This is a genomic window from uncultured Cocleimonas sp. (genome assembly GCF_947495625.1).
Taxonomy (GTDB): domain Bacteria; phylum Pseudomonadota; class Gammaproteobacteria; order Thiotrichales; family Thiotrichaceae; genus Cocleimonas.
Map to the genome: position 1 here is coordinate 128,173 of NZ_CANLZW010000005.1, position 23,491 is coordinate 151,663.

Below are 23,491 nucleotides of genomic sequence, written 5' to 3' on the forward strand. Positions count from 1 at the left end.
AGGTAATGTCCAGTGATTAAATTGACTAAAATCAATATTTTATTAATACTAATCCTAAACAGTATTAATATTCGTAAAACCCTTTGCCCGTTTTTCTGCCTAAATATCCAGCATCAACCATTCTGGTTAATAAAGGGCAGGGACGGTACTTGGAATCACCCAAACCTTCGTGAAGAACTTTCATGATTGAAAGGCAAGTATCCAGTCCTATCAGATCAGCTAGTGCTAACGGACCCATTGGGTGAGCCATACCTAACATCATGATTTCATCAATAGCTTCAGCCTTAGCTACACCTTCGTATACTGTGTAAATAGCCTCATTGATCATAGGCATAAGGATTCTATTAGAGACAAAGCCAGGGCTGTCATTGCATTCAACAGGCGTCTTGCCAATTTGCTTTGATAACTCTTCTATAGAAGCATAGGTTGAATCATCAGTTTGTAAAGCCCTAATAATCTCTACCAGTTTCATAACCGGTACAGGATTCATAAAGTGCATGCCGATCACTTTCTCAGGACGCTTCGTTTCGCGTGCTATTCGAGTTAGAGATATTGATGAGGTATTTGTTGCCAAAATCGCACTAGGTTTACAAATAGTATCTAGCTTTTGAAAAATATCAGACTTGATTTCAAGGCTCTCGCTAGCTGCTTCAACGATTAAATCAGTATCAGAAAAGGCATCCAGAGAAACATTGGTTGTTATCTTACTCAGTGTTTTTTGTTTGTCTGCTTCTGTGATTCTTTCTTTTTTGATTAGGCGGTCAAGACTATTTGCGATGGTTGCAACGCCTTTCTCAAGTTGCTCTTCGCTGATGTCTTGCAGAATTACATCAAAATCTGAAGCAGCAAATACTTGAGCTATACCATTGCCCATGGTTCCTGCGCCTACAACTCCAATCGTTTTAATTTCCATCTTTATCTCTTAATCCTATGTAAGTATTCTTTAAAAATTCAATATGAGCGCACTTAGTGATTGCTCTTTAAATAAGCCTGTTCGGAATTGGTTGATTACATATTTCTACGGTACTGCCCGCCAACTTCAAATAAGGCATTAGAGAGTTCACCCAAAGAACAATGTCTAGCGGCTTCAATAAGTTCGGCAAAGATATTTCCATCATTAATAGCGGCTTCTTTGACTCGTTCTAACGCCAGTTTAGAATCTTCGTTGTGTGATTTATTAAAGCTACGTAATCTTCTGATTTGACTGTCTTTTTCTTCGTCAGTAGAGCGCGCTAATTCAATCGTGAATTCTTTATTGCCCTTAGGGTTCAAGAATGTATTTACACCAATGATTGGAAGGCTGCCATCGTGCTTCTTGTGTTCATAAGAGAGAGACTCGTCCTGAATTTTTCCTCGTTGATAGCCCGTTTCCATTGCGCCTAATACGCCGCCACGTTCTGAGATTCTTTCAAATTCTGAAAGTACGGCTTCTTCAACTAGTTCGGTTAGCTCTTCCAGAATAAATGCCCCTTGGTTCGGGTTTTCATTCTTGGCTAATCCCCATTCATTATTGATGATGAGCTGAATGGCTAATGCACGTCTTACTGATTCTTCAGTAGGTGTCGTGATTGCTTCATCGTATGCATTGGTATGTAAGCTGTTGCAGTTATCATAAATTGCAATCAATGCTTGCAAGGTAGTTCGGATATCATTGAAATCCATTTCTTGCGCATGTAATGAACGTCCAGAAGTTTGAATATGATATTTTAGTTTTTGGCTTTTCTCATTCGCACCATATTTGAAGCGCATTGCAGTTGACCAGATACGGCGGGCAACGCGTCCCATTACTGTATATTCTGGGTCCATGCCATTACTAAAGAAGAAGGAAAGATTTCCTGCGAAATCATCTATTTCCATGCCTCTAGCTAGATACGTTTCTACGTAAGTGAAACCATTAGAAAGTGTGAAAGCTAACTGAGATATCGGGTTGGCTCCAGCTTCTGCAATATGGTAGCCAGAAATAGAAACTGAGTAGAAATTACGAACACGGTTATGCACGAAATATTCCTGAATATCTCCCATCATTTTCAGTGCAAATTCAGTAGAGAATATACAGGTATTTTGACCTTGATCTTCTTTAAGGATATCTGCCTGAACCGTTCCACGAACATTTTCTAAAGCCCATGAACGAATTTCCTGAAACTCATCATCTGTGGGTTTGCGTTTATTCTCTTTTTCAAATTTTGCTGCTTGCTGGTCAATCGCAGTATTCAAGAACATCGCCAATATCATAGGGGCAGGACCATTGATGGTCATTGATACAGATGTTGTTGGATTACACAAATCAAATCCATCGTATAAGGCTTTCATGTCATCAAGAGTGGCAATTGAAACGCCTGAGTTTCCTACCTTGCCGTAAATGTCTGGACGCTCATCAGGGTCTTGGCCATATAAAGTAACTGAGTCAAAAGCTGTAGAAAGTCGTTTTGCATCAGAGTGTTCTGAAAGTCTCTTAAAACGATTATTGGTTCTAAAAGCGTCGCCTTCACCAGCAAACATACGTGTTGGATCTTCTCCTTCACGTTTAAAAGGAAAAACGCCTGCTGTATAAGGGAATTCACCAGGAACATTATCAAGCAATAACCATTTAAGAATTTCACCATGATCTTCAAATTGAGGGAGTGAAACTTTGGGTATTACAGTTCCTGAAAGGGTCGTGTAGGTTAGGGCGGTGCGAATCTCACGATCTCTAATTTTTACGACATATTCTTCGGCTGCATATTTCTCTTTCGTTTCTGGCCAGATTTCCAATAATTTCTTTGCTTTAGGATCTAATGCGTCTTCGCGTTTTGTAATTAAACTATCCAGGTTTTCAGAATCAGTTTCAGCTTCTGTAAGCATTCGTTTTGATTCAATTAACTGTTGTCTTTCACGTGCGATTTGCGCTTGCTGATGTACTCTCTTTTTATAGTCTCTAACGGTTTCTGCAATTTCTGCTAAGTATCTGGTTCTTTCTGGTGGAACGATGACAGAATTTCCAGAAGACTTTCTTATGTCAGATTGAGGTAATGCATCTTCTTCAACAGGTAGTCCAAGTTCTTGTAATTTAGCTAGTAATCCATGGTAAAGCGCAGTGACACCGTCATCATTAAAGCGAGCAGCGATAGTTCCGAATACAGGCATTTCTTCTGGCGGCTGCATGAATGCTTCTTGATTGCGCTGTACCTGTTTACACACATCACGATAAGCATCTTCTGCGCCTTTACGATCAAACTTGTTGATTGCGACAAGGTCAGCAAAATCCAGCATGTCGATTTTTTCTAACTGACTTTGTGCGCCAAACTCAGGAGTCATGACGTATAAAGAGGCATCTACTAGCGGAACGATTGCAGCATCACCTTGTCCAATACCGGGTGTTTCTACAATAACCAAATCGAAGCCAGAGATTTTACACGCGGCAACTATGTCACCAACTACATCAGGTATTTCACCCACGGAGTCTCGTGTTGCGATAGAACGCATAAATATATTTGGGTGTTCAATCGCATTCATGCGAATACGGTCACCCAATAAGGCACCCCCAGTCTTACGGCGGGTCGGATCTACTGCGACAATCGCAATTTTCAGATTGTCTTTTTGTCCAAGACGGAAACGTCTGATTATTTCATCGGTTAGTGATGACTTTCCTGAGCCACCTGTTCCGGTAATACCCAGTGCAGGAACGGGTTTATCTAAATTCTTTGCTGTTTCAAGTATCTCAGCTTTAAAGCTATCTTCTATAGTGTCGTTTTCAAGCGTAGTGATAACTCGGGATAGGGCGCGCCAATCTCCTTCTAATAAAGGTTCGATTTTTTTAGGTGATAATTCTCCCGGGTCAAAAGAACAGCGTTCTATCATGTCGCTGATCATTCCTTGTAGTCCCATTTTCTGACCATCTTCGGGAGAATATATTTTAGTTACGCCATGTTCTTCTAATTCTTTGATCTCTTCCGGAACAATGACGCCACCACCACCTGCAAAGATGCGTATATCAGCGGCATCTTTTTCCTTAAGCATATCAACCATGTATTTAAGGTATTCAACATGACCACCCTGGTATGAGCTAATCGCTATACCTTGCACATCTTCTTGAATGGCGGCGTCTACAATTTCTGCAACTGATCGGTTATGGCCTAGGTGGATAACTTCAGCGCCAGTTGATTGAAGAATGCGTCGCATAATATTGATAGCAGCATCATGACCGTCGAATAGACTTGCTGCTGTAACAAAACGGACTTTGCTTACAGGCTTAGTGTTAGCTATCTCTTTGGTTTTGTTGGTTTTAGTCATGAATTCTTCCTGAATATATTTCGAGTTTAGAGCGTGGGTTTTGTACGTTCGTGGTATTGGGTTTGCTCAATTAGGTGACTTAAGTTATATTACGTTTACGTAAACGTCAACATATTTCAATCTAATTATCTATAGTTAAAGCACAACGAATGGCGCTAGATTGAAAGTTTTTTATATAACAGTATGATAGGTTATTATTTTTAACTGCAGTGGCATTATTTGTACTTTAGTCTGCATGAAAGTTCTGTATAAAAGTACTGCATGAAATCTAGTAGTTTACAGAGTTAAAAAGACTGGAAATTTAATACTAGATAGTAAAGCCTAGCATAAGTTAAGCAATCAGGATGAACCAAAAGGATGATAAATGAGTAAGGAGCCAAAGTTTAAGACTTATACGATATCTGATTTATCAAAAGAATTTGAGGTGACTCCTCGAGCTTTGCGGCTATATGAAGAATCCGGCCTGCTAGGCCCGAAAAGAGAAGGTAACAAACGCATTTATCTAGAGAGAGATAGAGTGCGTCTCAGATTATTGTTGCGTGGTAAAAGACTCGGTTGTACCTTATCTGAAATTAAAGATATTTTTGATATGTACGAGACTAAGTCTGGAGAGAAGGGGCAGATATTAATGCTTCTGGAAAAGATGGACGATAGAAGAAAGAAGCTCCAGATTCAAAGACAAGATGTCGATATGGCGCTGGAAGAGATTGAAAGAGTCTATCAAAAAATCCGTAAATCACTCGATGAAATAGAAGCTTCAGAGAAAATTAATTCATAGACTGTTTACCAGGCTTGTTAATCTAGCCTGTATTATTAATAAACACACCCCCGTACTTTAAGGCACTTTTTTCATTTCGTAGTTTGAAATATCTAAAGGAACTTGTGCAGAGTCGAGCACTTTTTAATGATATAACTCCGCGTCATTGTTTTTTGAAAGAGCCGTATTTTTGTAATTGACGTTTACGTAAACGTAATGTATCTTGCCTCTCATATTAAAACCCCAAACATTGATTCCATATTCTAAAGGACGCGAGATGATTCATTACCCAACTCTTAATTTTGATCTTGGTGATACAGCAGACATGTTACGTGATGTTGTGCGAGATTTTGCCGCAAAAGAAGTCGCTCCATTAGCGGCAGAGATTGATATATCCAATGAATTTCCTAATCAGCTCTGGCCAGTATTTGGCGAGATGGGCTTACTGGGAATTACGGTTTCAGAAGAGTACGGTGGAAGTGATATGGGGTATCTTGCCCACATCATCGCCATGGAAGAAATCAGCAGGGCATCAGCCTCAATTGGCCTAAGTTACGGTGCGCACTCTAACCTTTGCGTGAATCAAATAAACCGTAACGGTGCAGAAGAACAAAAGAAGAAGTATTTACCAAAGCTAATCAGCGGCGAACATATTGGTGCTCTGGCTATGTCTGAGCCAAATGCAGGATCTGATGTTGTCAGCATGCAGTTAAAAGCTGAAAAGAAAGGTGATCGATATGTGCTGAATGGCACAAAAATGTGGATTACAAATGGTCCTGATGCCGATGTGATCGTGGTTTATGCAAAAACAGATCTTAAAGCGGGTCCTAAGGGAATCACTGCTTTTATTGTTGAAAAAGAATTCGGTGTAAAAACAGCCCAAAAACTCGATAAATTGGGAATGCGCGGATCAAATACCGGTGAATTAGTATTTGAAAATGTAGAAGTCCCTGAAGAGAATATTCTTGGTGGTCTTGGTAAAGGCGTCAATGTTCTCATGAGTGGTCTAGACTATGAACGTGCAGTGTTATCAGCTGGCCCAACAGGAATCATGCAAGCATGTATGGATGTAGTTGTTCCTTATATACACGAACGTAAACAATTTGGTCGTGCCATCGGTGAATTCGAACTCATGCAAGGCAAGATGGCAGATATGTACACCACCATGAACGCAACAAAAGCGTATGTGTATGCAGTCGGTAAAGCCTGTGATCGCGGGGAAACATCGCGTAAAGATGCCGCAGGTGCAATTCTATATGCTGCAGAAAAAGCAACATGGATGGCGCTTGAAGCGATTCAAACACTCGGTGGAAATGGCTATACCAATGAATACCCAACGGGTCGTTTATTGCGCGACGCAAAGCTCTATGAAATTGGAGCGGGTACATCTGAAATTCGCCGTATGTTAATAGGCAGAGAATTATTTAACGAAACAGCGTAAGTGTCTGTTTAGTAGTTGTTTTTAAAGTTACTTAAAATACTAGTATTTATCAATTTCAGTTAAACAGATTTAGTAAAACTGTTTAACTTAACTCATAAATTATTTGGAGATTAGCGATGAATGACCCAGTAGTCATCGTAGGTATAGCCCGCACCCCAATGGGCGGTTTTCAAGGTTCATTATCTGATGTGCCAGCAACAGAGCTTGGAGCGACTGCAATAAAAGCAGCAGTTGAAAGAGCAGGTATCAGTGCAGAAGATGTACAAGAAGTTGTTATGGGTTGTGTGCTTCCGGCAGGGCTTGGACAAGCGCCAGCGCGACAGGCAAGTTTAGGTGCAGGTCTGCCATTAGCTGCAGGTTGTACCACAGTTAATAAAATGTGCGGTTCAGGAATGAAAGCTGCGATGTTAGCGCATGATTTAATCGCAGCAGGTACCAACGATATTATGGTCGCAGGTGGAATGGAAAGCATGTCAAATGCGCCATACTTATTACCAAAAGCTCGCAGCGGAATGCGTATGGGTCATGCTCAGGCAATGGATCATATGTTCCTCGATGGATTGGAAGATGCCTATGAAAAGGGTCGTTTAATGGGAACATTTGCTGAAGACTGTGCGGATAAGTACGAATTTACCAGAGAGTCACAAGACAACTTTGCTATCACTTCTTTGAAACGCGCTCAGGAAGCAACAACTTCTGGTGCATTTGCAGCTGAGATTGCACCTGTCACTATCAAATCCAGAAAAGGTGAGACGGTTGTTGATTCTGATGAGCAGCCATTCAATGCCAACTTCGAAAAAATTCCAACCTTACGTCCAGCTTTCAGAAAAGATGGCACAGTAACGGCTGCTAACTCTAGCTCTATTTCTGATGGTGCTGCAGCGCTAACTATGATGAAGCAAAGCGAAGCAGAAAAGAGAGGGTTAAAGCCTCTCGCTATCATTCGTGGACACAGTACGTTTGCACAAGAGCCAGCATGGTTCTCAACAGCACCTGTTGATGCAATGAAAATACTATTAGAAAAAGTCGGTTGGTCATCAGCAGAAGTTGATCTGTATGAAGTGAACGAAGCGTTTGCAGTGGTAACAATGGCTGCCATGCATGATCTTGATCTATCTCCAGATAAAGTAAATATACACGGTGGTGCTTGTGCCTTAGGTCATCCAATTGGAGCATCGGGTGCACGAATCCTGGTTACTTTAATTTCCGCTTTACAAAAAGAAGGTCTTAAAAAAGGCATGGCGTCTCTTTGTATCGGTGGTGGTGAAGCCACTGCAATGGCAGTAGAGATAGTCTCCTGATGATTCTGTCTCAAGAACAAAAGATGATTCGTGACATGGCTAGAGATTATGCTCAGTCACGTCTTCTACCTAATGCCGAAGAGTGGGATAAAACCAGCCACTTTCCTGCAAAAGAACTTAAAGAAATGGGTGAGTTAGGCCTTTATGGTATGACAATGCCTGAAGAATGGGGCGGTTCAGATATTGACTACGTCTCGTTCGCTTTAGCTATTGAAGAAATAGCTGCAGGTGATGGAGCATGCTCCACTATTTTGAGTGTAAACAATTCAGTCGTTTGTGGTCCTTTATTAAAGTTTGGTAGCGACTTCCTAAAAGAAACCTATTTAAAGCCATTGGCTTCTGGTGAGAAGTTAGGTTGTTTTTGTTTGACCGAGCCTCAGGCTGGGTCGGATGCTTCATCCTTAAAAACCAAAGCAGTAAAAGAGGGTGATAGTTATGTTATCAGTGGAACCAAACAATTCATCACATCGGGTAAATATGCAGATGTAGCCATTGTATTTGCGGTAACAGATCCAGGAGCGGGTAAACGAGGCATTAGTGCATTTGCAGTACCTACTGATAACCCGGGTTATAAGGTGGCATCCCTTGAAGAAAAAATGGGACAACATGCCTCTGATACTGCGCAAATATTTTTTGATGCTTGTCGGATACCTGCTGATCACTTAATTGGCAAAGAAGGCGAGGGTTACAAGATTGCATTGAGTAATCTAGAAAGTGGTCGAATCGGTATTGCCGCACAGTGCGTTGGTATGGCTCGAGCAGCTTACGAAGCATCATTACAGTATGCGAAAGAACGAGAAAGTTTCGGCAAGCTTATTCAGGAACACCAAGCAATTAGTTTCCGTTTAGCTGATATGGCGACTCAATTAGAAGCAGCACACTTAATGGTGATGAATGCAGCAGAACTGAGAGATGCTGAGCTGCCTTGTTTGAAGGAAGCCTGCATGGCTAAACTGTTTGCTTCTGAAGTGGCTGAAAAGATATGTTCTGATGCGATTCAAATTCATGGTGGTTACGGTTACTTAAAAGATTTTCCTGTCGAACGTATTTTTAGAGATGTTCGTGTGGCACAAATCTACGAAGGTACCAGTGATATTCAACGCATAGTTATCGCAAGACAAATAACAGCAGATTAATCATAGAAAGAAGCAATATAGAAACAAGATAGAAATAATAGAGTCTAACGGGAGTTCCATAAACTAAATGGGTGTTATTAAAAGCAAAATAAATTCACGCTCTGAAGGCTTTCTTCATAATCAGAAGCTGATGAAAGAGGTCGTTGCTGACTTACGTGAAAAGGTTGCTCAGATTTCTTTGGGTGGTAGTGAGAGTGCGCGCGAAAAGCACTTGAGCCGCGGCAAATTACTTCCTCGTGAACGCATTCGTGTATTACTTGATGTGGGTTCGCCATTCCTTGAAATCTCTCAGTTTGCGGGTTTTGGAATGTACGGTAAGGATCAGATTTCTGCCGGAGGCATGGTCGTTGGTATTGGTCGAGTCAGCGGTCAGGAATGCATGGTCGTTGCGAATGATGCAACCGTAAAGGGTGGTACGTATTATCCCATTACGGTAAAAAAGCATTTACGCGCACAAGCTATCGCTTTAGAAAATAACTTACCTTGTATTTACCTGGTAGATTCAGGTGGCGCACATTTACCGAGTCAGGATGATGTGTTTGCTGATCGCGAGCATTTCGGACGAATCTTCTTTAATCAAACCAATATGTCAGCCCAGGGAATTCCACAAATTGCCGTGGTAATGGGGTCTTGTACAGCAGGTGGCGCTTATGTGCCTGCGATGTCTGATCAAAGTATTATTGTAAAAAATCAGGGCACTATCTTTTTAGGTGGTCCACCTCTAGTTAAAGCTGCAACGGGTGAAGTGGTAAGTGCTGAGGACCTTGGTGGAGCTGATGTACATTCAAAAGTATCCGGTGTAACAGATCATTATGCGATGAACGATTCGCATGCTTTAGGGATGGCGCGCGAAGTAGTAAGCACGCTAAATCGTAAGAAAGATCCAGATGTAGTAATCAAAAAATCAGTGGATCCTTTATATCCGATTGATGAGTTATACGGAATTGTGCCAAACGATTTACGTAAGCCATACGATATTCGTGAAGTGATTGCGAGACTCGTTGATGGTAGTGAGTTCGATGAATTCAAACGTCTTTATGGAACAACGCTAATCTGTGGTTTTGCGCACATTCACGGTTACCCAGTAGGTATCGTTGCTAATAACGGCATTCTTTTCTCAGAATCTGCACTTAAAGGTGCGCACTTTGTTGAGCTATGTTCGCAACGTGGAATACCACTCGTTTTTCTTCAAAATATCACCGGTTTCATGGTAGGTAAAAAGTACGAAGAAGGCGGCATCGCCAAAGATGGCGCGAAAATGGTAACTGCCGTTGCCTGTGCAAAAGTACCTAAGTTTACCGTGGTAGTTGGCGGTAGTTTTGGTGCAGGTAACTATGCAATGTGTGGTCGAGCCTACGGTGGAAGATTCCTCTGGATGTGGCCAAATGCACGTATTTCAGTTATGGGTGGCGAGCAAGCGGCAAGTGTTCTCGCACAAGTGACCAGAGACTCATTGGAAAAACGTGGCAAAGAATGGTCGGCAGAAGAGGAAGAGGCATTTATGAAACCTGTGCGTGAACAGTATGAAACGCAGGGTCACCCATATTATGCCAGTGCCAGACTTTGGGATGACGGAATCATTGATCCGATAGACACAAGAAAAGTACTCGGTTTAGCTATTTCTGCTTCTTTAAACAAGCCAATAGAAAAGACCGAATTCGGCATATTCCGGATGTAATGGGAGATTATTATGTCAGATAGCTCGCTTACATTAAACAAAGATCCTAGAGGGGTTGTTACTTTAAGTATCAATCGTCCTGAGATTCACAATGCATTCGATGATGTGTTGATTGCAGAACTCATCGAAGCGTTAGACAGTGTTGAAAATGATTCAGAAGCGCGTGTACTGATTCTACGATCTGAAGGAAAGAGTTTTTCCGCAGGTGCTGATTTACGTTGGATGCGCCGCATGGCGGATTACACTGCTGAAGAAAACAAGGCTGACGCGATGGAATTAGCGGCCTTAATGAAAAAGCTAAATACATTGAATATTCCAACCATTGCCAGAGTACAAGGTGCAGCATTTGGCGGTGGAGTAGGCTTGGTTGCCTGTTGTGATATTGCGATTGGTTCTACTAAAGCGCTATTTTGTTTATCAGAAGTTCGTCTCGGATTAATGCCTGCGGTGATTTCACCTTATGTGGTCACTGCCATGGGTGAGCGCGCATCACGCAGATATTTCTTAACCGCAGAACGCTTTAATGCAGAAGAAGCATTACGGGTTAATCTTTTACATGAAATGGTAGAAGAAGATGATCTCGATTCAACCATTGAAGACATCACAAAAAACCTGCTAAAAGGTGGGGGGTGTTCTTTAACAGCTGCCAAAGACTTAATTTTTGCTGTTTCATCAAGGCCAACAACGGATGAGTTAATCGAAGATACTGCGGAACGTATTACCAAGGCAAGAGCTTCGGATGAGGGTAAAGAAGGGCTAAATGCATTTCTTGAGAAAAGATCGCCTAACTGGGTTAAAAACTAAAGTAATAAAAGACTAGAATTTATGTTTAATAAAATACTAATAGCCAATCGCGGTGAAATCGCCTGTCGAATCGCCCGAACTGCCCGAAGAATGGGTATTGCAACAGTCGCCGTTTACTCAGAGGCTGACGCAAATGCGATGCACGTTAAAGCGTGTGACGAAGCTTATTTAATTGGCCCAGCTCCAGCCGCAGATAGTTACTTACAAGCAGATAAAATACTCGAAGTAGCGAAAAAATCTGGGGCACAAGCAGTGCATCCCGGTTATGGCTTTATGTCTGAAAATGCGAGTTTCTCAAAGGCATGTAAAGATGCGGGAATCGTATTTATCGGCCCACCAGAATCTGCCATTATTTCTATGGGTTCTAAAAGTGAAGCCAAAATAGTGATGACCGAAGCAGGCGTGCCGTTAGTGCCTGGTTATCATGGCGACGATCAGGATGTAGCAACACTCAAGAAAGAATCAGACGCTATTGGCTTCCCACAGTTAATCAAAGCAACAGCGGGTGGCGGTGGTAAAGGAATGCGCGTTGTGAATAGCAGCGCTGAATTTGAAGCTGCTTTGACTTCCTGTAAGCGCGAATCTAAAGCCTCTTTCGGTGACGATAAGGTTTTAATCGAGCGTTATTTAACCGCTCCACGACATGTGGAATTACAGATTTTTGCTGATACGCATGGCAACGCCGTTCATGTATTCGAACGTGACTGTTCTATTCAACGTCGTCATCAAAAAGTCATAGAAGAAGCGCCAGCGCCAGGAATGACGGAAGAATTACGTGCAGCAATGGGTAAAGCCGCGATTGATTCTGCGAAAGCAATTAACTATGTTGGTGCAGGTACCGTTGAGTTCTTGCTCGATACCGATGGCAGTTTCTTCTTCATGGAAATGAATACCCGTCTACAAGTTGAACACCCAATCAGTGAAATGATTTCTGGGCAGGATTTGGTTAAATGGCAATTCCTGGTTGCATCAGGCGAACCACTTCCATTAACTCAGGAAGAGTTGAAAATTAACGGTCATGCTTTTGAAGCCCGTATCTATGCAGAATCACCCGAGAATGATTTCTTACCTGCTACCGGAACACTCGAATACCTAAAAACCCCAGAGGCTAATAAACACATCCGCGTTGATACCGGAGTGCAACAAGGTGATGAAGTCAGTGTTTATTATGATCCGATGATTGCCAAGCTAATCGTTTGGGATAAAGATCGAGACAGTGCTTTACGTCAGATGAAAGCAGCATTGCTGGATTATCAAATACTCGGTTTAAGTACCAATTTAGAGTTTCTTTCAAAGCTTTTTTCAGCACCTGCGTTTGCAAGAGAAGAGCTTGATACAGGATTTATTGAGAAAAACGAATCCGATTTATTTTTAAATCAAGATGAAAAAGACAGTTCAGCGCCAAGTGAAGTCATGGCATTAACGTGTCTGTATGAATTATTACAGATCAAAGCTACAGCCAAAGCCGTTCAGTCAGCCACCGCTGATCCTTCTTCTCCTTGGGGGATTGGTGATGGCTGGCAACTTAATCAGGATAACTTTAACTCTATCGATTTAGAGGTAAATGGAACACAGTCCCGCATTATTGCTCATTACCGAAAACAAGGTTATCAACTCGATTTTGCTGATATTGGTAATGAAGGTAATGGTAAAGAAAATAATCCGAGCCTAATGATCTCAGGCACGATGCTGAATGATAATGTACTTTCAGCCGAGCTTGACGATCGTAAATTAAGCGCTACTTTTATAAAGAAAAATCAACAGATTAGCATTCTATTTGAAGGCCGAGTGTGGAATATCACGATTCATGATCCGCGTATGGATGCGATGGAAAATGAAGGGCAGGCAGGTGGCTTGGTCGCGCCAATGCCAGGTTCTGTTGTTGCCGTTGAAGTGAACGTAGGTGATGAAGTCAAAGAAGGTGATATCCTGGTTATCGTTGAAGCAATGAAGATGGAACATTCCATAGCTGCACCTAAAGACGGAACGGTAAAAGAGATCTACTTCGGTGTGGGTGATCAAGTTGAAGACGGCGATGAGCTGTTGAGCTTGAGTGATAAGTAGTGATAAGGACAAGGAATAAAAGGTAAAACGATGTCTCTGCCTACACATGTAAAAATAGTCGAAGTCGGTGCCCGCGATGGTTTGCAAAATGAATCAACGCCGGTCTCTGTCGAAGTCAAAATAAGCCTTATCGAAAAATTAGCCGAGGCGGGATTACCCGTGGTTGAAGCAGCCAGTTTTGTTTCACCAAAATGGGTGCCACAAATGGCTGGCAGTGTTGAGGTATTCAAAGGCATCAACCAAAAAGCCAATGTGAATTATCCGGCGCTTGTTCCTAATATCAGAGGTTTAGAAAGCGCACTTGAATCTGGCGTTAAAGAAATCGCCGTATTCGCAGCCGCATCTGAATCATTCACGCAGAAAAACATCAACTGTAGCATTGAAGAAAGCATTAACCGTTATACAGAAGTCATTGAAAAAGCATTAGAAAATGACCTCAAAGTACGGGGGTATGTTTCTTGTACCTTAGGTTGTCCTTACGAAGGTGAAATAGTTTCGACCAAAGTCACTGAAGTCTCAAAACGATTGAGTGACCTTGGCTGTTACGAGATTTCTCTTGGCGATACCATAGGTACAGGTACACCCATAAAAGCTCAGCAAATGATTGAAACGGTGGCTAAGCAAGTGCCAATGGATCAACTAGCTGCGCATTTTCACGATACCTATGGACAAGCATTGGCTAACTTATTTGCAGTCATGCAACTAGGCATATCTACCATAGATAGCTCAGTTTCTGGTTTGGGTGGTTGTCCGTATGCGAAAGGCGCTACCGGTAATGTCGCCACTGAAGATGTCATCTACATGCTAAATGGAATGGGGATTGAAACGGGAGTAGATCTGGATAAATTGCTCGAAGCAGGGCGTTACATATCCGATCAATTAGGCCGTAAACCTAATTCCAATGTCGGTGTAGCTAGATATTCCTAAGCTTTAGAATATCTAATTATCAAAAACAAACAACTCAGAGATCTTTACGCGAGATTATGGCGAGATAAAAAATAGCGTAATTTCATCTGTTTTTCATAAAAATGAGGTTAATAGCAGGGCTTTTGAGCGAATTTTTAGGGGAAATAGGGGGAATTCAAGCATTTTTAATCCGTCATTTATCTCGTGCAAAGGTCTCCTTATTAACAATAACGAGGTAAATCATGCCATTACCCAATCCAGTAGAACGTAAAAAATTACATGATCGAAAGATTCATTGTGAAGGGTTTAAGCGTGCCGATGGCTTATATGATATCGAAGCGCGTCTTGTTGATTTACGCACATTCGATTGCAGTTATGATGAAGTACATCGTGGTGGTTTAATAAAAGCGGGCGAACCCGTTCACGATATCTATTTAAGAGTCACTATAGATTTAAAATTTGTGATTCAAGAAGTCTATGCCGCTTCTGACGCCACCCCATTTAATGTATGCCCCAAAGCAACATCAGCAATGAAAGAATTAGTGGGTTTAAGAATTGGCCCGGGTTGGGTTCGTGAAGCAAAACAACGTATTGGAACCGACATCAGTTGTACTCACTTAATGGATTTATTGCGTCCCCTCGCCACCACCGCCTATCAAACAATGTATGCTGAAATTGAAGAAAAAGCACAGAATAAACCGAATCGGGGCAAGCCCCCAATTATCGGTACCTGTTTAGCGATGGCGGCTGATGGCGAAGTCGTTATGAAACGCTGGCCACAATTCTATGAGCCTAAGAATTCCAATGAGAACAAAGAAACCAAAGAGCTAAGCGAATCAAGCGAGCCGAGTTAATAGCCTAGCCCAGTTTAGGTCGAGCCAAGTTAATACCGAGAAAAGTTAAGGCCAAATCAGATAACCAAAAACACTTCATTCAAGGACATCATGGAATACTCACACTTACTAGTCAGCACTAGCGATACTCATATCGGAACGATCACATTAAACAGTCCAGATACCATGAATACGTTTACCACGAAAATGGCATCTGAGCTTCACCATGCACTCACTGAACTAGACGCCGATAAAAACGTACGAGTCATATTACTTAAAGCGAATGGACGATCATTCAGTGCAGGAATAGACGTAAACGAATTAGAAGGCAAATCAGCTAACGAATATCGTCAGTGGATTGAGCATATGGAAAAACCACTGATAAGCATTTCCAAATTACAGAAGCCAGTCATCGCTCAACTTCAAGGGGTCGCAGCTGCCAATGGAATGGGCTTAGTCGCTTCCGCAGATTTGGTGATTGCCTCAGAGAAATCCAGAATGGGACTAACCGCAATCAATGTCGGCTTAAATTGTGTCGGTCCAGTGATACCTGTAGCACGTTGCGTAGGTCGAAAGAAAGCGATGGAACTGTTGCTGTACGGAAACCTGATAGACGCTAAAGAAGCCTTGGATTTAGGCTTGATCAATAGAATAGTCAGCGACGATGAGCTTGAAAGCGAAGCCTTGAAATGGGCAGAAAAACTAGCACAAAAAAGCCCAATTGCTGTGCAAATCGCGAAGACCGCATTCTACAATTCAGAAGATATGGAATACGAAAAGCAATTTGCCTATATGAACGAAGCGTTTGCACGTTTGTGTTCAACAGATGATGCGAAAGAGGGCGTTAATGCCTTTTTTGCGAAACGTACTCCACAGTGGACAGAAAGATAATATAAAATCACGACAAAGTTTTGATTTAAAAATCGCAATACATTTAGCAATACAACCAGCAAACAAACACAACCAGATTTGGAGAAAAAATGAGCTACAACACAGATAATATCTTTGCAAAAATCCTTCGCGGAGAAATCCCGTGTGACAAAGTATACGAAGACGATTACGCACTAGCGTTTAATGATATTTCACCACAAGCACCGGTGCATGTATTGATAATTCCTAAGGGTGCATATATCTCATTTGATGATTTTTCATCAACAGCATCAGCAGAAGAAATGTCAGGTTTCTATCAGGCAGTGCAAAAAGTAGCGACCCAGTTAGGTCTGCAACAAAACGGCTATCGCGTGCTTTCGAATATGGGGGCAGATGCACATCAAGAAGTCCCACACTATCATTTACATCTATTTGCAGGTTGTGATTTAGGCAGAATGGTTAAAGCAGGACTTGTATAATCAGTTTTAAAACACACCCCCTACTTATGAATGATATTACGTTTTAGTTGTTTGAAAACGTAAATAGAATTTATGCTTCGCGAGGCACTTTTTATAAAAAGGGCGTAAAAGTAGGGGGGTGACTTTGGCTCTGGGACTTTACTTAGCCAAACTAGATTTAAATGCCTCAATGGATGTACCCGTTTGCTCCTGAAACCAATCATCAATCAGAGTGCGAGAAATTGAGAAACTAGTCGATGGGAATAACGACCCTTCTTTGATTTTTACTTTTATTTCTTCTGCGCTTAACCACATCGCATCTTCGATATCATCCTGTTCCAACTCAAACTCGAATGAACATGCCTCAGCCGTGTAACCCAGCATCAAGGAATTAGGAAAAGGCCATGGTTGTGAAGAGTGATAATTGATATTCTTCACGACGATATTCACTTCCTCCAGCACCTCACGTTCGACCGCCTGCTCAAATGTTTCACCCACCTCAACAAACCCAGCCAATACCGAGTACATATGCTCTGGCCAACTCTCCTGGCGCGCCAATAATATTTTATTATCTTTAGTAATGCGCATAATCGCAGCAGGATTAATCCGAGGGTATTCGATATGCGAACATTCTTCATGAGTACATTGCTGCACACTGCCACCTTCTTTTATCTCAAGGGCTGAGCCACAACGCGTGCAAAAACGGGTCGTAATGTGCCAATGGTTTAGCAGAATGGCATAGGAATACATCGACGCCATGTCAGAATCAATTTCTCTAGTAACATCCCAAAGAGACAGACTCTCGATAATCACCTCATCAACTGAATTCTTATTGTTAATGCTATCAAGGATAGGTTGAAATAGGGCGCTTAAACCTTCTTCTGGTTCAGTGATGTTCACTAAAAAAACAGGCGTGTTATCCGTTTTTTTGAGTCCCAGTAACATCGGATTGAAAGATGAGTCCAAGGCATGGAATTGATCATGCGAAAGAATCAGAGGAGCACGATTGACAGTTACAATACTGTGCCCATTTAAAATCAGATATTCCGCTTGCGTATTAGCTAATTGAGCAGCTAACCAATCGGGATCTTTACGCCCATGTGCCGAGCGATCTAACGGTTGAGCTGTATAGGTGTTTAGCAATGAGCGGTGAAGGTGATCCATGGCTTCTGTGTACTAATTTTAAAAGGGTATATTAACACCTGTTATTCTTTTAATTTTAGAAAGTCACCATCAATAATTAAAAGATGAACGCCTTTCTTTGTGATTGAACGATGCGAACTTAGACCATCAGAAACAATATAAGACATACCTTCTTTTAGCACTGATTTAGTACCATCTTTTAATTCATTAATGACTTCACCTTTTAGGCAATAAACGATATGCCCTTTTTCACACCAATGGTCAGCAACATAGTTTTCAGAGTACTCTACATATCTAACCCTTAAACCATCAAATTGCATAGTCTGCCAATATGCAACTCCTGTCGTTCCAGAGTGTTCTGTTCGAGGAATGCTTTTCCAATCAATGTTTTGAAATGGGATATTTTTATTTGTCATGTGAAATTATTTTATTTAAATAGTAAAAGGGCACCCCCGTACTTATAGACACTTTTTTATTCTTTTGAAACACCTGTTATATTTTTTAGTCACAGAACACCCAAATGCTTTTTTGTTCTTTAAATCCCTTTTCGAAAACCACTAACAACTGGTTTAGTTGCAGAGTTAATCCTTTATTCTCAGAAAATAGCGTTTTTATTTGGTTTACTTCATCTATCAGAGTTTCTAGTTCTTCCGCACTAAACTTAGCGTCCCTATAATAATCTTCTAGTCTTTTGAATAGAGTAAATTTTCCTTCAGGTAAACCAAAGCGCTTAAAAAAATAGAGTATGAGACTGTAAATCAAGAGAAGCATCTGCTCTTTGATAGGTAACTTCTTTTCGGTTATTTCCAATATGAAAATCTAGTGCCATTTTTTAACTCTCATCACACACATACAATGGCTTGCTCAGTGAAAAAAGTGAGAGCGCGAACGAGTAGCTTTTCCGATGAAGCAACTTTTTCTACTTTAGCTTTGAAGCCCATATGGCTAGTCTGTGTTTCATTGTCACCTGAGATATCTGATCTTCAGGGAGAGGTTGTATTACTTTGTCAAATACCAAGAGGTGATAGATGAATTCGATTTTTAATGCCGCCGAATCTGTGGGTTTAAATTCAACGATGTCTCTTTTTTCCGCGTATTTCAATCCTTCAGCGATTGCTTTTTTTACTAATTCCTTCTCATTCTTTAGTTTTTTCATGGTTAGGAAATGTCCTTTAACGATAATTGGGTTTACGTATATTTAAGTTGTTTCATAGCGACTTGCTCAGTAGAAAAATACAAACGCGAGCTAGTAGTTTTTCCAATGCTGTAACTTGTTATGTTCATGATTTGCATATTTTAACACTATAGTTTTTCTCAGTGATTTTACCTTGCCAATTGTGTATTGATTTTATTTTCAAAGAGCACTTTATATCAGCTGTAACGATGAACTTAGTGTGCCTTTCGGTCAAAGTTATTTGATCACCCTGGTTAAGGTTTAATACTTGCCCGTAACTTGAAATGAAACTTTGGTTTTTATAAGAGACGTTATATTTAACACCAGCTTCTTGAAAAGTAAGTGATATTTTATTATCTGATTGGGTTGCTGTTTTAAATGGATAGAAGCCATTTGCAAACGAAAGTATAGGAATAACACAAAATATTAAAATTAACTTCTTCATATGGATAGTAAACCACACCCCCTTACTTTTAGGCACTTTTTCTATTTAGCGTTGCAGACACATAGCGCCTTGCTAAGGGGCAAGCGGATTAAGACTACCAGCCTTAAAAAATAATAATAGATACCAACGCTACAAGACTAAAAAAGAAACCCTGAGTTAACTTGTCCATTGCTTAAGCATTTAAATAGACCTTCCCATAAAGTCGGCATGATACCAATAAGCAAAAATAGCATAAACTAAAAAGCAAACAGTTGCTGTTGTTAGAACAGATATAACACCAAGAATGATGCCTTGCCATTGCTTGTTTACAGAGTAAATCTTTACGCCTGAAGCTATAAGTATGAGGCTGGAAAGTAATTGTATTATAAAAAGAGGGTAACCTAGGATCATGTTTGGGAACATATCTGCTCCTCTAGCCCATTCTATATCAAACCATTTGTCTCCAATATAATCAATGAAAGTTATAAATAATGTGATAACCCAAAATAATAAAATTGAAGTTACCCACAATCGAAATGTAGTAGTATGCTTAAACATTGCTACTTGATGAGTACTTCGCATTTACTGATTCAGTGTTAAGTCTTTTTACCCAATTTGGAAGATGTGTTTCAGAAGTCTCAGAATCACTTACACTAAAAGCTATAAAAAGTTTGTTTCTTTCTTCTTCTGTCCCAAAAAAACCTTCATCAATTAATAACTCTAATCCTCGAACATTTGATTCAAAAACGAATTCTCTAAATTTATTGTGCCAATCAGGATCTTGCTCATAATCACCTAAATCGTAAAGTTTTCCAATTTCTTCGTTTACCTTATAAAAAACAGAATTGTCACAAGATCCGTCCCATTCTACTTGTGTGAATAAAAAATAACTATCTGAACCATATTCATAGTTTGCACATCCATTCTTTGTAGCTACAACAGGAAAACATGAATCAGCTGTATCATGAGAAATTATAGAGTAACCAATTAATTGATCTTCACCGTATCTTTCGTGAGCTTCAGTAAATGCTACTTTTGCTGCTTTTGATATTAAATTAGCAAGTTCTTCGATAGTCATAGTTTCCTTAATGCATAACGCCTTACTAAGAGGACGCCTGCTTTTGGCGTTCCTTTTTGATGCACTTGTTAGCCATTTATACGTTTCTCTAAGTCACTATTACTTATAGTTACTTGTGAAAGTGGGCTCACCCAGTTAGATTCAATAATTGTGCAATCCCCTCCAATTGTTGCAACATTTTTAGATATTACTGACATCATTTCATTTTTTACGACTTTTACTCTATTTTGAAATAATAATTCAATATTCGAACCCTCTTCAGAAAATATATCTATTGGTTTATCAAGGTCAATATTCTCTTTATTTTGATAAGTTTCTGCTTTTTCAATTTTATTTCTAACTTCTTCGAACCTACTTCCATCTCCGATAAAAAATAATTCCCAAGGTTTAACGGTTAAACGCTCCATAATTAATTTACTATTAGAATCAAATCCTTTGCAGTTTATTACCTGAGCAGAATTCTTTCTATCCATGCCTTTTTTATCTTCACCAAAAAGAATAAATTGTACTAAGGGTTGATTCATCGCATTTATTGCAAAGTCTTTACAAGCGGATTTACATACTCGTTCTAAGATATTTGTAAGGAAATTTACTGTTATATCGATTAACTCATTAGGAGAAAAGTTTTTTCCTTGATAATACTTTTGTATATTCTCACAATCATAAATAGTTGGTTTTCCTTCATCGTCACGACCTATTACTAAGCGATTATTAACAATAGAAATAAAGTTTTTTATTACGGTGCTTATAATTGTGAAGTTTCCAGCATATGCAATACAAAAAGGTTTTCCTTTATATTCACTAAAGTAATCAAAACGTCCTAATGAAACTTTTGGTATTTGGTAAACTGGGGTAAACATTACCAATTTCTTGTCTTTATCTATTAGTCGTTTAGAACCATCTGATCTACTAATAAGTCCATCGGATATTGCAAGAAAATTATCATCAGAATAAAGAAGTGCAACTATAGTCATATGTTAATCTCTATTGGCTAACGCCTTGCACAGTGGAAAAATGCGAGCGTGAGCGAGTAATTTTTCCAATGCTGCAACTTGTTATGTTTTTATATGCAACTGCATTATTGAAAATAATAAGCTTGAACCGCTAAATAATACAAAGAATACAATTGCCAATCGCTCGTATTTTTTTAATAAAGATTCTTTATATAGAACAAAGAAAATGGGTACAAGAGTTACAACATAAGCCCACGAAACTATTGTTAAAGAGAATGAAAGTTTTTTGTTTTGTTCTATAACGTAGTAAAGATAATAAAGTGCAACTAATGCACAAACAAAACAAAAAACAACAGATATTGAATCCATGACTCGTAACCATTTTTTATTCTGGGGAACTAAATATTGATTAATGAGTTGTTCTTTAAACTTATTCATTTGGCTTACGAGTATGACCTATGAACAATAAAATAAAACCAGCTAAGAGAAAGACCCAACCAAGCCATGTGCTACTGAACCCCATTTTATCATGCAGCAAGTAAACAATAAACGCAGAGATAACTAAAAGAAAACCAGTTACTTGCCATAGATTAAAGTTTTGGTTATCGACTTGAAAATATGAACCGTCATTTTTATTGATCCAAGTTCTAAATTTTTTCAATTTATCATTCATTCAGAAAAAGTACCTAAAAGGTGGGGGGTGTCAAAATTAACTAGTTAAATATACCAAAGTGGCTTTTGCCTCGCAGAGACATAACGCCGCAATAATGGGGCGCTGATTAATTAATTTGCACGTCATCATAAGTCAAACTTAAACGAAACTGCAAACGACAAATAGAAACCCTGCGTTAAGCGCTCCAAATTAATTGCCTTGTTATATTGTATTTTTGATGATGTCTGCACACTGGATAGGTTGTGATTGCAAGATGAAGTGCGAACCTTTGACTTTTACAACAGTTAAATTACTAAACAATTGTTCAAAATCTTTAAGAGCTTTAGAAGGAACTAAATAATCGTTTGTAGCTTGTATGTAGGTTGCTTTAATTTCACAAGGTTCAGGTCTTAGTTGAAGCTTACCTATTTCTTTTAATCTAAAAGAAAGCACATCAGATGGAACTTGCTTCAATGTTTCCAAGAATAATTGAATAGAATTTTTGTTAGCGGAAAAACCAAGCATAAATATTTTGATGATTATTTGAGGTGGCTTAACAGATAATAAACTACTAGGTAGTTGGTTAAATAGTTTTAATAATAATGGCCGAGGGTTAGAGAGGAAACTTGCGACAAAGATAACGTACTTTAAATGTTTAGGCTTAGTCTGAGCTATTTGATAAGCGATATTTCCAGAAAATGACTCACCAACCAAAACATAATCGTCAGTTGGTAACTGACCTAAAACAAAGCTAACTAATTCCTCATAACCAAGTTTAGTTTCAGGGTAAGAAATTACAATAACCTCTAAATTTTGAGGAAGAGCTTTTAATAATGGATCAAATAGGTTTCCAGTTCCATCAAGCCCAGGAAGTAATACTATTTTCATAAGTGAAAATTAAAACACACCCCCGTACTTTTAGGCACTTTTTTAATTGGTTTGAAATATAACGCCTTGCTCAGCGGAAAAATGCGAGCGAAAGCGAGTAGTTTTTCCGATGAAGCAACTTGTTATAACTAAATACTACTTTCAATCAAATTTAACAGAATAGTAATACAACCCATATCGTTATGTAAATATAACGAAGTGCCTGTGATACTACCGTCTACTTCGAATTCTTGGGTAGTTATAAGTGATCTTACTTGCTCTTCACCTTCCGTAATAAGGTGAACATTTAGCAGTCCTTTGGGTGTTTCGTTTTCTCTTTTGAACTCATAATCAATTTCAAAATTAAAACCAGCGAATTCTACTTTAATAACATTTTGATCTGTAATAGAGAATGAAAGGTCTCTGACTGTTGGAATAGAGCCACTACTATAATGCCTAATAAGTTCAGATGTGAATCTTAAGTATGTAGCTTCAAATGCGTGAATTTCTCTTGATAAAGAGTTTAGTTTATCTGTGATTTTTGAATAATCTTCCATATGTATCCTTTAAGTTATAACGCCTTGCTCAGCGGAAAAATGCGAGCGCGAGCGAGTAGTTTTTCCGATGAAGCAACTTATAGTAACTCTGCTTATTTAAATCCAGCATCTGTTTCTGGGTAAAAA

The 23,491-nt window shown here is 39.7% G+C and carries 24 protein-coding genes; 11 read left to right on the top strand and 13 right to left on the bottom strand.

Annotation, left to right across the window (positions count from 1 at the left end; all coding sequences use genetic code 11):
- Window positions 1-64: 64 nt before the first annotated feature.
- The gene (locus tag Q1A31_RS04540) at window positions 65-913 is read right to left on the bottom strand and encodes a 3-hydroxybutyryl-CoA dehydrogenase (protein WP_299872991.1); all 849 of its coding nucleotides are present in this window, start codon (window positions 911-913) and stop codon (window positions 65-67) included.
- A 95-nt stretch (window positions 914-1,008) separates the two neighbouring features.
- The gene (gene icmF, locus Q1A31_RS04545; RefSeq protein WP_299872993.1) at window positions 1,009-4,269 is read right to left on the bottom strand and encodes a fused isobutyryl-CoA mutase/GTPase IcmF; all 3,261 of its coding nucleotides are present in this window, start codon (window positions 4,267-4,269) and stop codon (window positions 1,009-1,011) included.
- Between the two features lie 364 nt (window positions 4,270-4,633).
- On the opposite strand from icmF, the gene Q1A31_RS04550 reads away from it, so the two are divergent.
- From Q1A31_RS04550 to Q1A31_RS04600, 11 genes are all read left to right on the top strand, one after another.
- Window positions 4,634-5,047: a MerR family transcriptional regulator gene (locus tag Q1A31_RS04550; protein WP_299872996.1), complete on the top strand. Its 414-nt coding sequence runs from the start codon at window positions 4,634-4,636 to the stop codon at window positions 5,045-5,047.
- A gap of 259 nt (window positions 5,048-5,306) precedes the next feature.
- Entirely contained in the window at window positions 5,307-6,467 is a 1,161-nt protein-coding gene (locus tag Q1A31_RS04555) for an isovaleryl-CoA dehydrogenase (protein WP_299873056.1), read from the top strand.
- Between the two features lie 116 nt (window positions 6,468-6,583).
- Complete coding sequence (locus tag Q1A31_RS04560) at window positions 6,584-7,768, top strand: acetyl-CoA C-acetyltransferase (protein WP_299872999.1); 1,185 nt, start codon at window positions 6,584-6,586, stop codon at window positions 7,766-7,768.
- A complete protein-coding gene (locus Q1A31_RS04565) occupies window positions 7,768-8,904 on the top strand; it encodes an acyl-CoA dehydrogenase family protein (protein WP_299873002.1) in 1,137 nt (378 codons plus the stop codon). The genes Q1A31_RS04560 and Q1A31_RS04565 overlap by 1 nt, the downstream gene beginning before the upstream one ends.
- A gap of 67 nt (window positions 8,905-8,971) precedes the next feature.
- Complete coding sequence (locus Q1A31_RS04570; protein ID WP_299873005.1) at window positions 8,972-10,582, top strand: carboxyl transferase domain-containing protein; 1,611 nt, start codon at window positions 8,972-8,974, stop codon at window positions 10,580-10,582.
- Between the two features lie 12 nt (window positions 10,583-10,594).
- Window positions 10,595-11,386 carry an enoyl-CoA hydratase/isomerase family protein gene (locus Q1A31_RS04575; protein ID WP_299873008.1) on the top strand — a complete coding sequence of 264 codons (792 nt, stop codon included), beginning with the start codon at window positions 10,595-10,597 and terminating at the stop codon, window positions 11,384-11,386.
- 21 nt (window positions 11,387-11,407) lie between these two features.
- On the top strand, window positions 11,408-13,450 hold the full coding sequence (locus Q1A31_RS04580) for an acetyl/propionyl/methylcrotonyl-CoA carboxylase subunit alpha (RefSeq protein ID WP_299873011.1): 2,043 nt from the start codon (window positions 11,408-11,410) through the stop codon (window positions 13,448-13,450).
- 36 nt (window positions 13,451-13,486) lie between these two features.
- The gene (locus Q1A31_RS04585) at window positions 13,487-14,377 is read left to right on the top strand and encodes a hydroxymethylglutaryl-CoA lyase (RefSeq protein WP_366942972.1); all 891 of its coding nucleotides are present in this window, start codon (window positions 13,487-13,489) and stop codon (window positions 14,375-14,377) included.
- 221 nt (window positions 14,378-14,598) lie between these two features.
- A complete protein-coding gene (locus Q1A31_RS04590) occupies window positions 14,599-15,210 on the top strand; it encodes a DUF2889 domain-containing protein (protein ID WP_299873015.1) in 612 nt (203 codons plus the stop codon).
- Window positions 15,211-15,300: 90 nt separating this feature from the next.
- Window positions 15,301-16,080 carry an enoyl-CoA hydratase/isomerase family protein gene (locus Q1A31_RS04595; RefSeq protein ID WP_299873018.1) on the top strand — a complete coding sequence of 260 codons (780 nt, stop codon included), beginning with the start codon at window positions 15,301-15,303 and terminating at the stop codon, window positions 16,078-16,080.
- 89 nt (window positions 16,081-16,169) lie between these two features.
- On the top strand, window positions 16,170-16,538 hold the full coding sequence (locus Q1A31_RS04600) for a histidine triad nucleotide-binding protein (RefSeq protein ID WP_299873021.1): 369 nt from the start codon (window positions 16,170-16,172) through the stop codon (window positions 16,536-16,538).
- 138 nt (window positions 16,539-16,676) lie between these two features.
- On the opposite strand, the gene nudC is transcribed toward Q1A31_RS04600, so the two are convergent.
- The 11 genes from nudC to Q1A31_RS04655 form a co-directional block, all read right to left on the bottom strand.
- Window positions 16,677-17,681 (bottom strand): NAD(+) diphosphatase, encoded by a 1,005-nt coding sequence (gene nudC, locus Q1A31_RS04605; protein ID WP_299873024.1) that lies wholly within the window; start codon window positions 17,679-17,681, stop codon window positions 16,677-16,679.
- A gap of 41 nt (window positions 17,682-17,722) precedes the next feature.
- Window positions 17,723-18,076, bottom strand: a complete 354-nt coding sequence (locus Q1A31_RS04610) for a DHCW motif cupin fold protein (RefSeq protein WP_299873027.1) — start codon at window positions 18,074-18,076, stop codon at window positions 17,723-17,725.
- 85 nt (window positions 18,077-18,161) lie between these two features.
- Window positions 18,162-18,470: a hypothetical protein gene (locus tag Q1A31_RS04615; RefSeq protein WP_299873029.1), complete on the bottom strand. Its 309-nt coding sequence runs from the start codon at window positions 18,468-18,470 to the stop codon at window positions 18,162-18,164.
- A gap of 109 nt (window positions 18,471-18,579) precedes the next feature.
- A complete protein-coding gene (locus Q1A31_RS04620; RefSeq protein ID WP_299873032.1) occupies window positions 18,580-18,816 on the bottom strand; it encodes a DUF5062 family protein in 237 nt (78 codons plus the stop codon).
- 643 nt (window positions 18,817-19,459) lie between these two features.
- Complete coding sequence (locus Q1A31_RS04625) at window positions 19,460-19,816, bottom strand: hypothetical protein (protein ID WP_299873035.1); 357 nt, start codon at window positions 19,814-19,816, stop codon at window positions 19,460-19,462.
- The gene (locus Q1A31_RS04630; protein WP_299873038.1) at window positions 19,809-20,336 is read right to left on the bottom strand and encodes a DUF4303 domain-containing protein; all 528 of its coding nucleotides are present in this window, start codon (window positions 20,334-20,336) and stop codon (window positions 19,809-19,811) included. The genes Q1A31_RS04625 and Q1A31_RS04630 overlap by 8 nt, the downstream gene beginning before the upstream one ends.
- A 68-nt stretch (window positions 20,337-20,404) precedes the next feature.
- Window positions 20,405-21,310, bottom strand: a complete 906-nt coding sequence (locus Q1A31_RS04635) for a hypothetical protein (protein WP_299873041.1) — start codon at window positions 21,308-21,310, stop codon at window positions 20,405-20,407.
- Between the two features lie 81 nt (window positions 21,311-21,391).
- Window positions 21,392-21,727 carry a hypothetical protein gene (locus Q1A31_RS04640; protein ID WP_299873043.1) on the bottom strand — a complete coding sequence of 112 codons (336 nt, stop codon included), beginning with the start codon at window positions 21,725-21,727 and terminating at the stop codon, window positions 21,392-21,394.
- Window positions 21,720-21,962, bottom strand: a complete 243-nt coding sequence (locus Q1A31_RS04645) for a hypothetical protein (protein WP_299873046.1) — start codon at window positions 21,960-21,962, stop codon at window positions 21,720-21,722. The genes Q1A31_RS04640 and Q1A31_RS04645 overlap by 8 nt, the downstream gene beginning before the upstream one ends.
- Window positions 21,963-22,163: 201 nt before the next feature.
- Complete coding sequence (locus tag Q1A31_RS04650; protein ID WP_299873049.1) at window positions 22,164-22,829, bottom strand: alpha/beta fold hydrolase; 666 nt, start codon at window positions 22,827-22,829, stop codon at window positions 22,164-22,166.
- Window positions 22,830-22,957: 128 nt separating this feature from the next.
- Complete coding sequence (locus tag Q1A31_RS04655; protein ID WP_299873052.1) at window positions 22,958-23,365, bottom strand: hypothetical protein; 408 nt, start codon at window positions 23,363-23,365, stop codon at window positions 22,958-22,960.
- Window positions 23,366-23,491 lie beyond the last annotated feature (126 nt).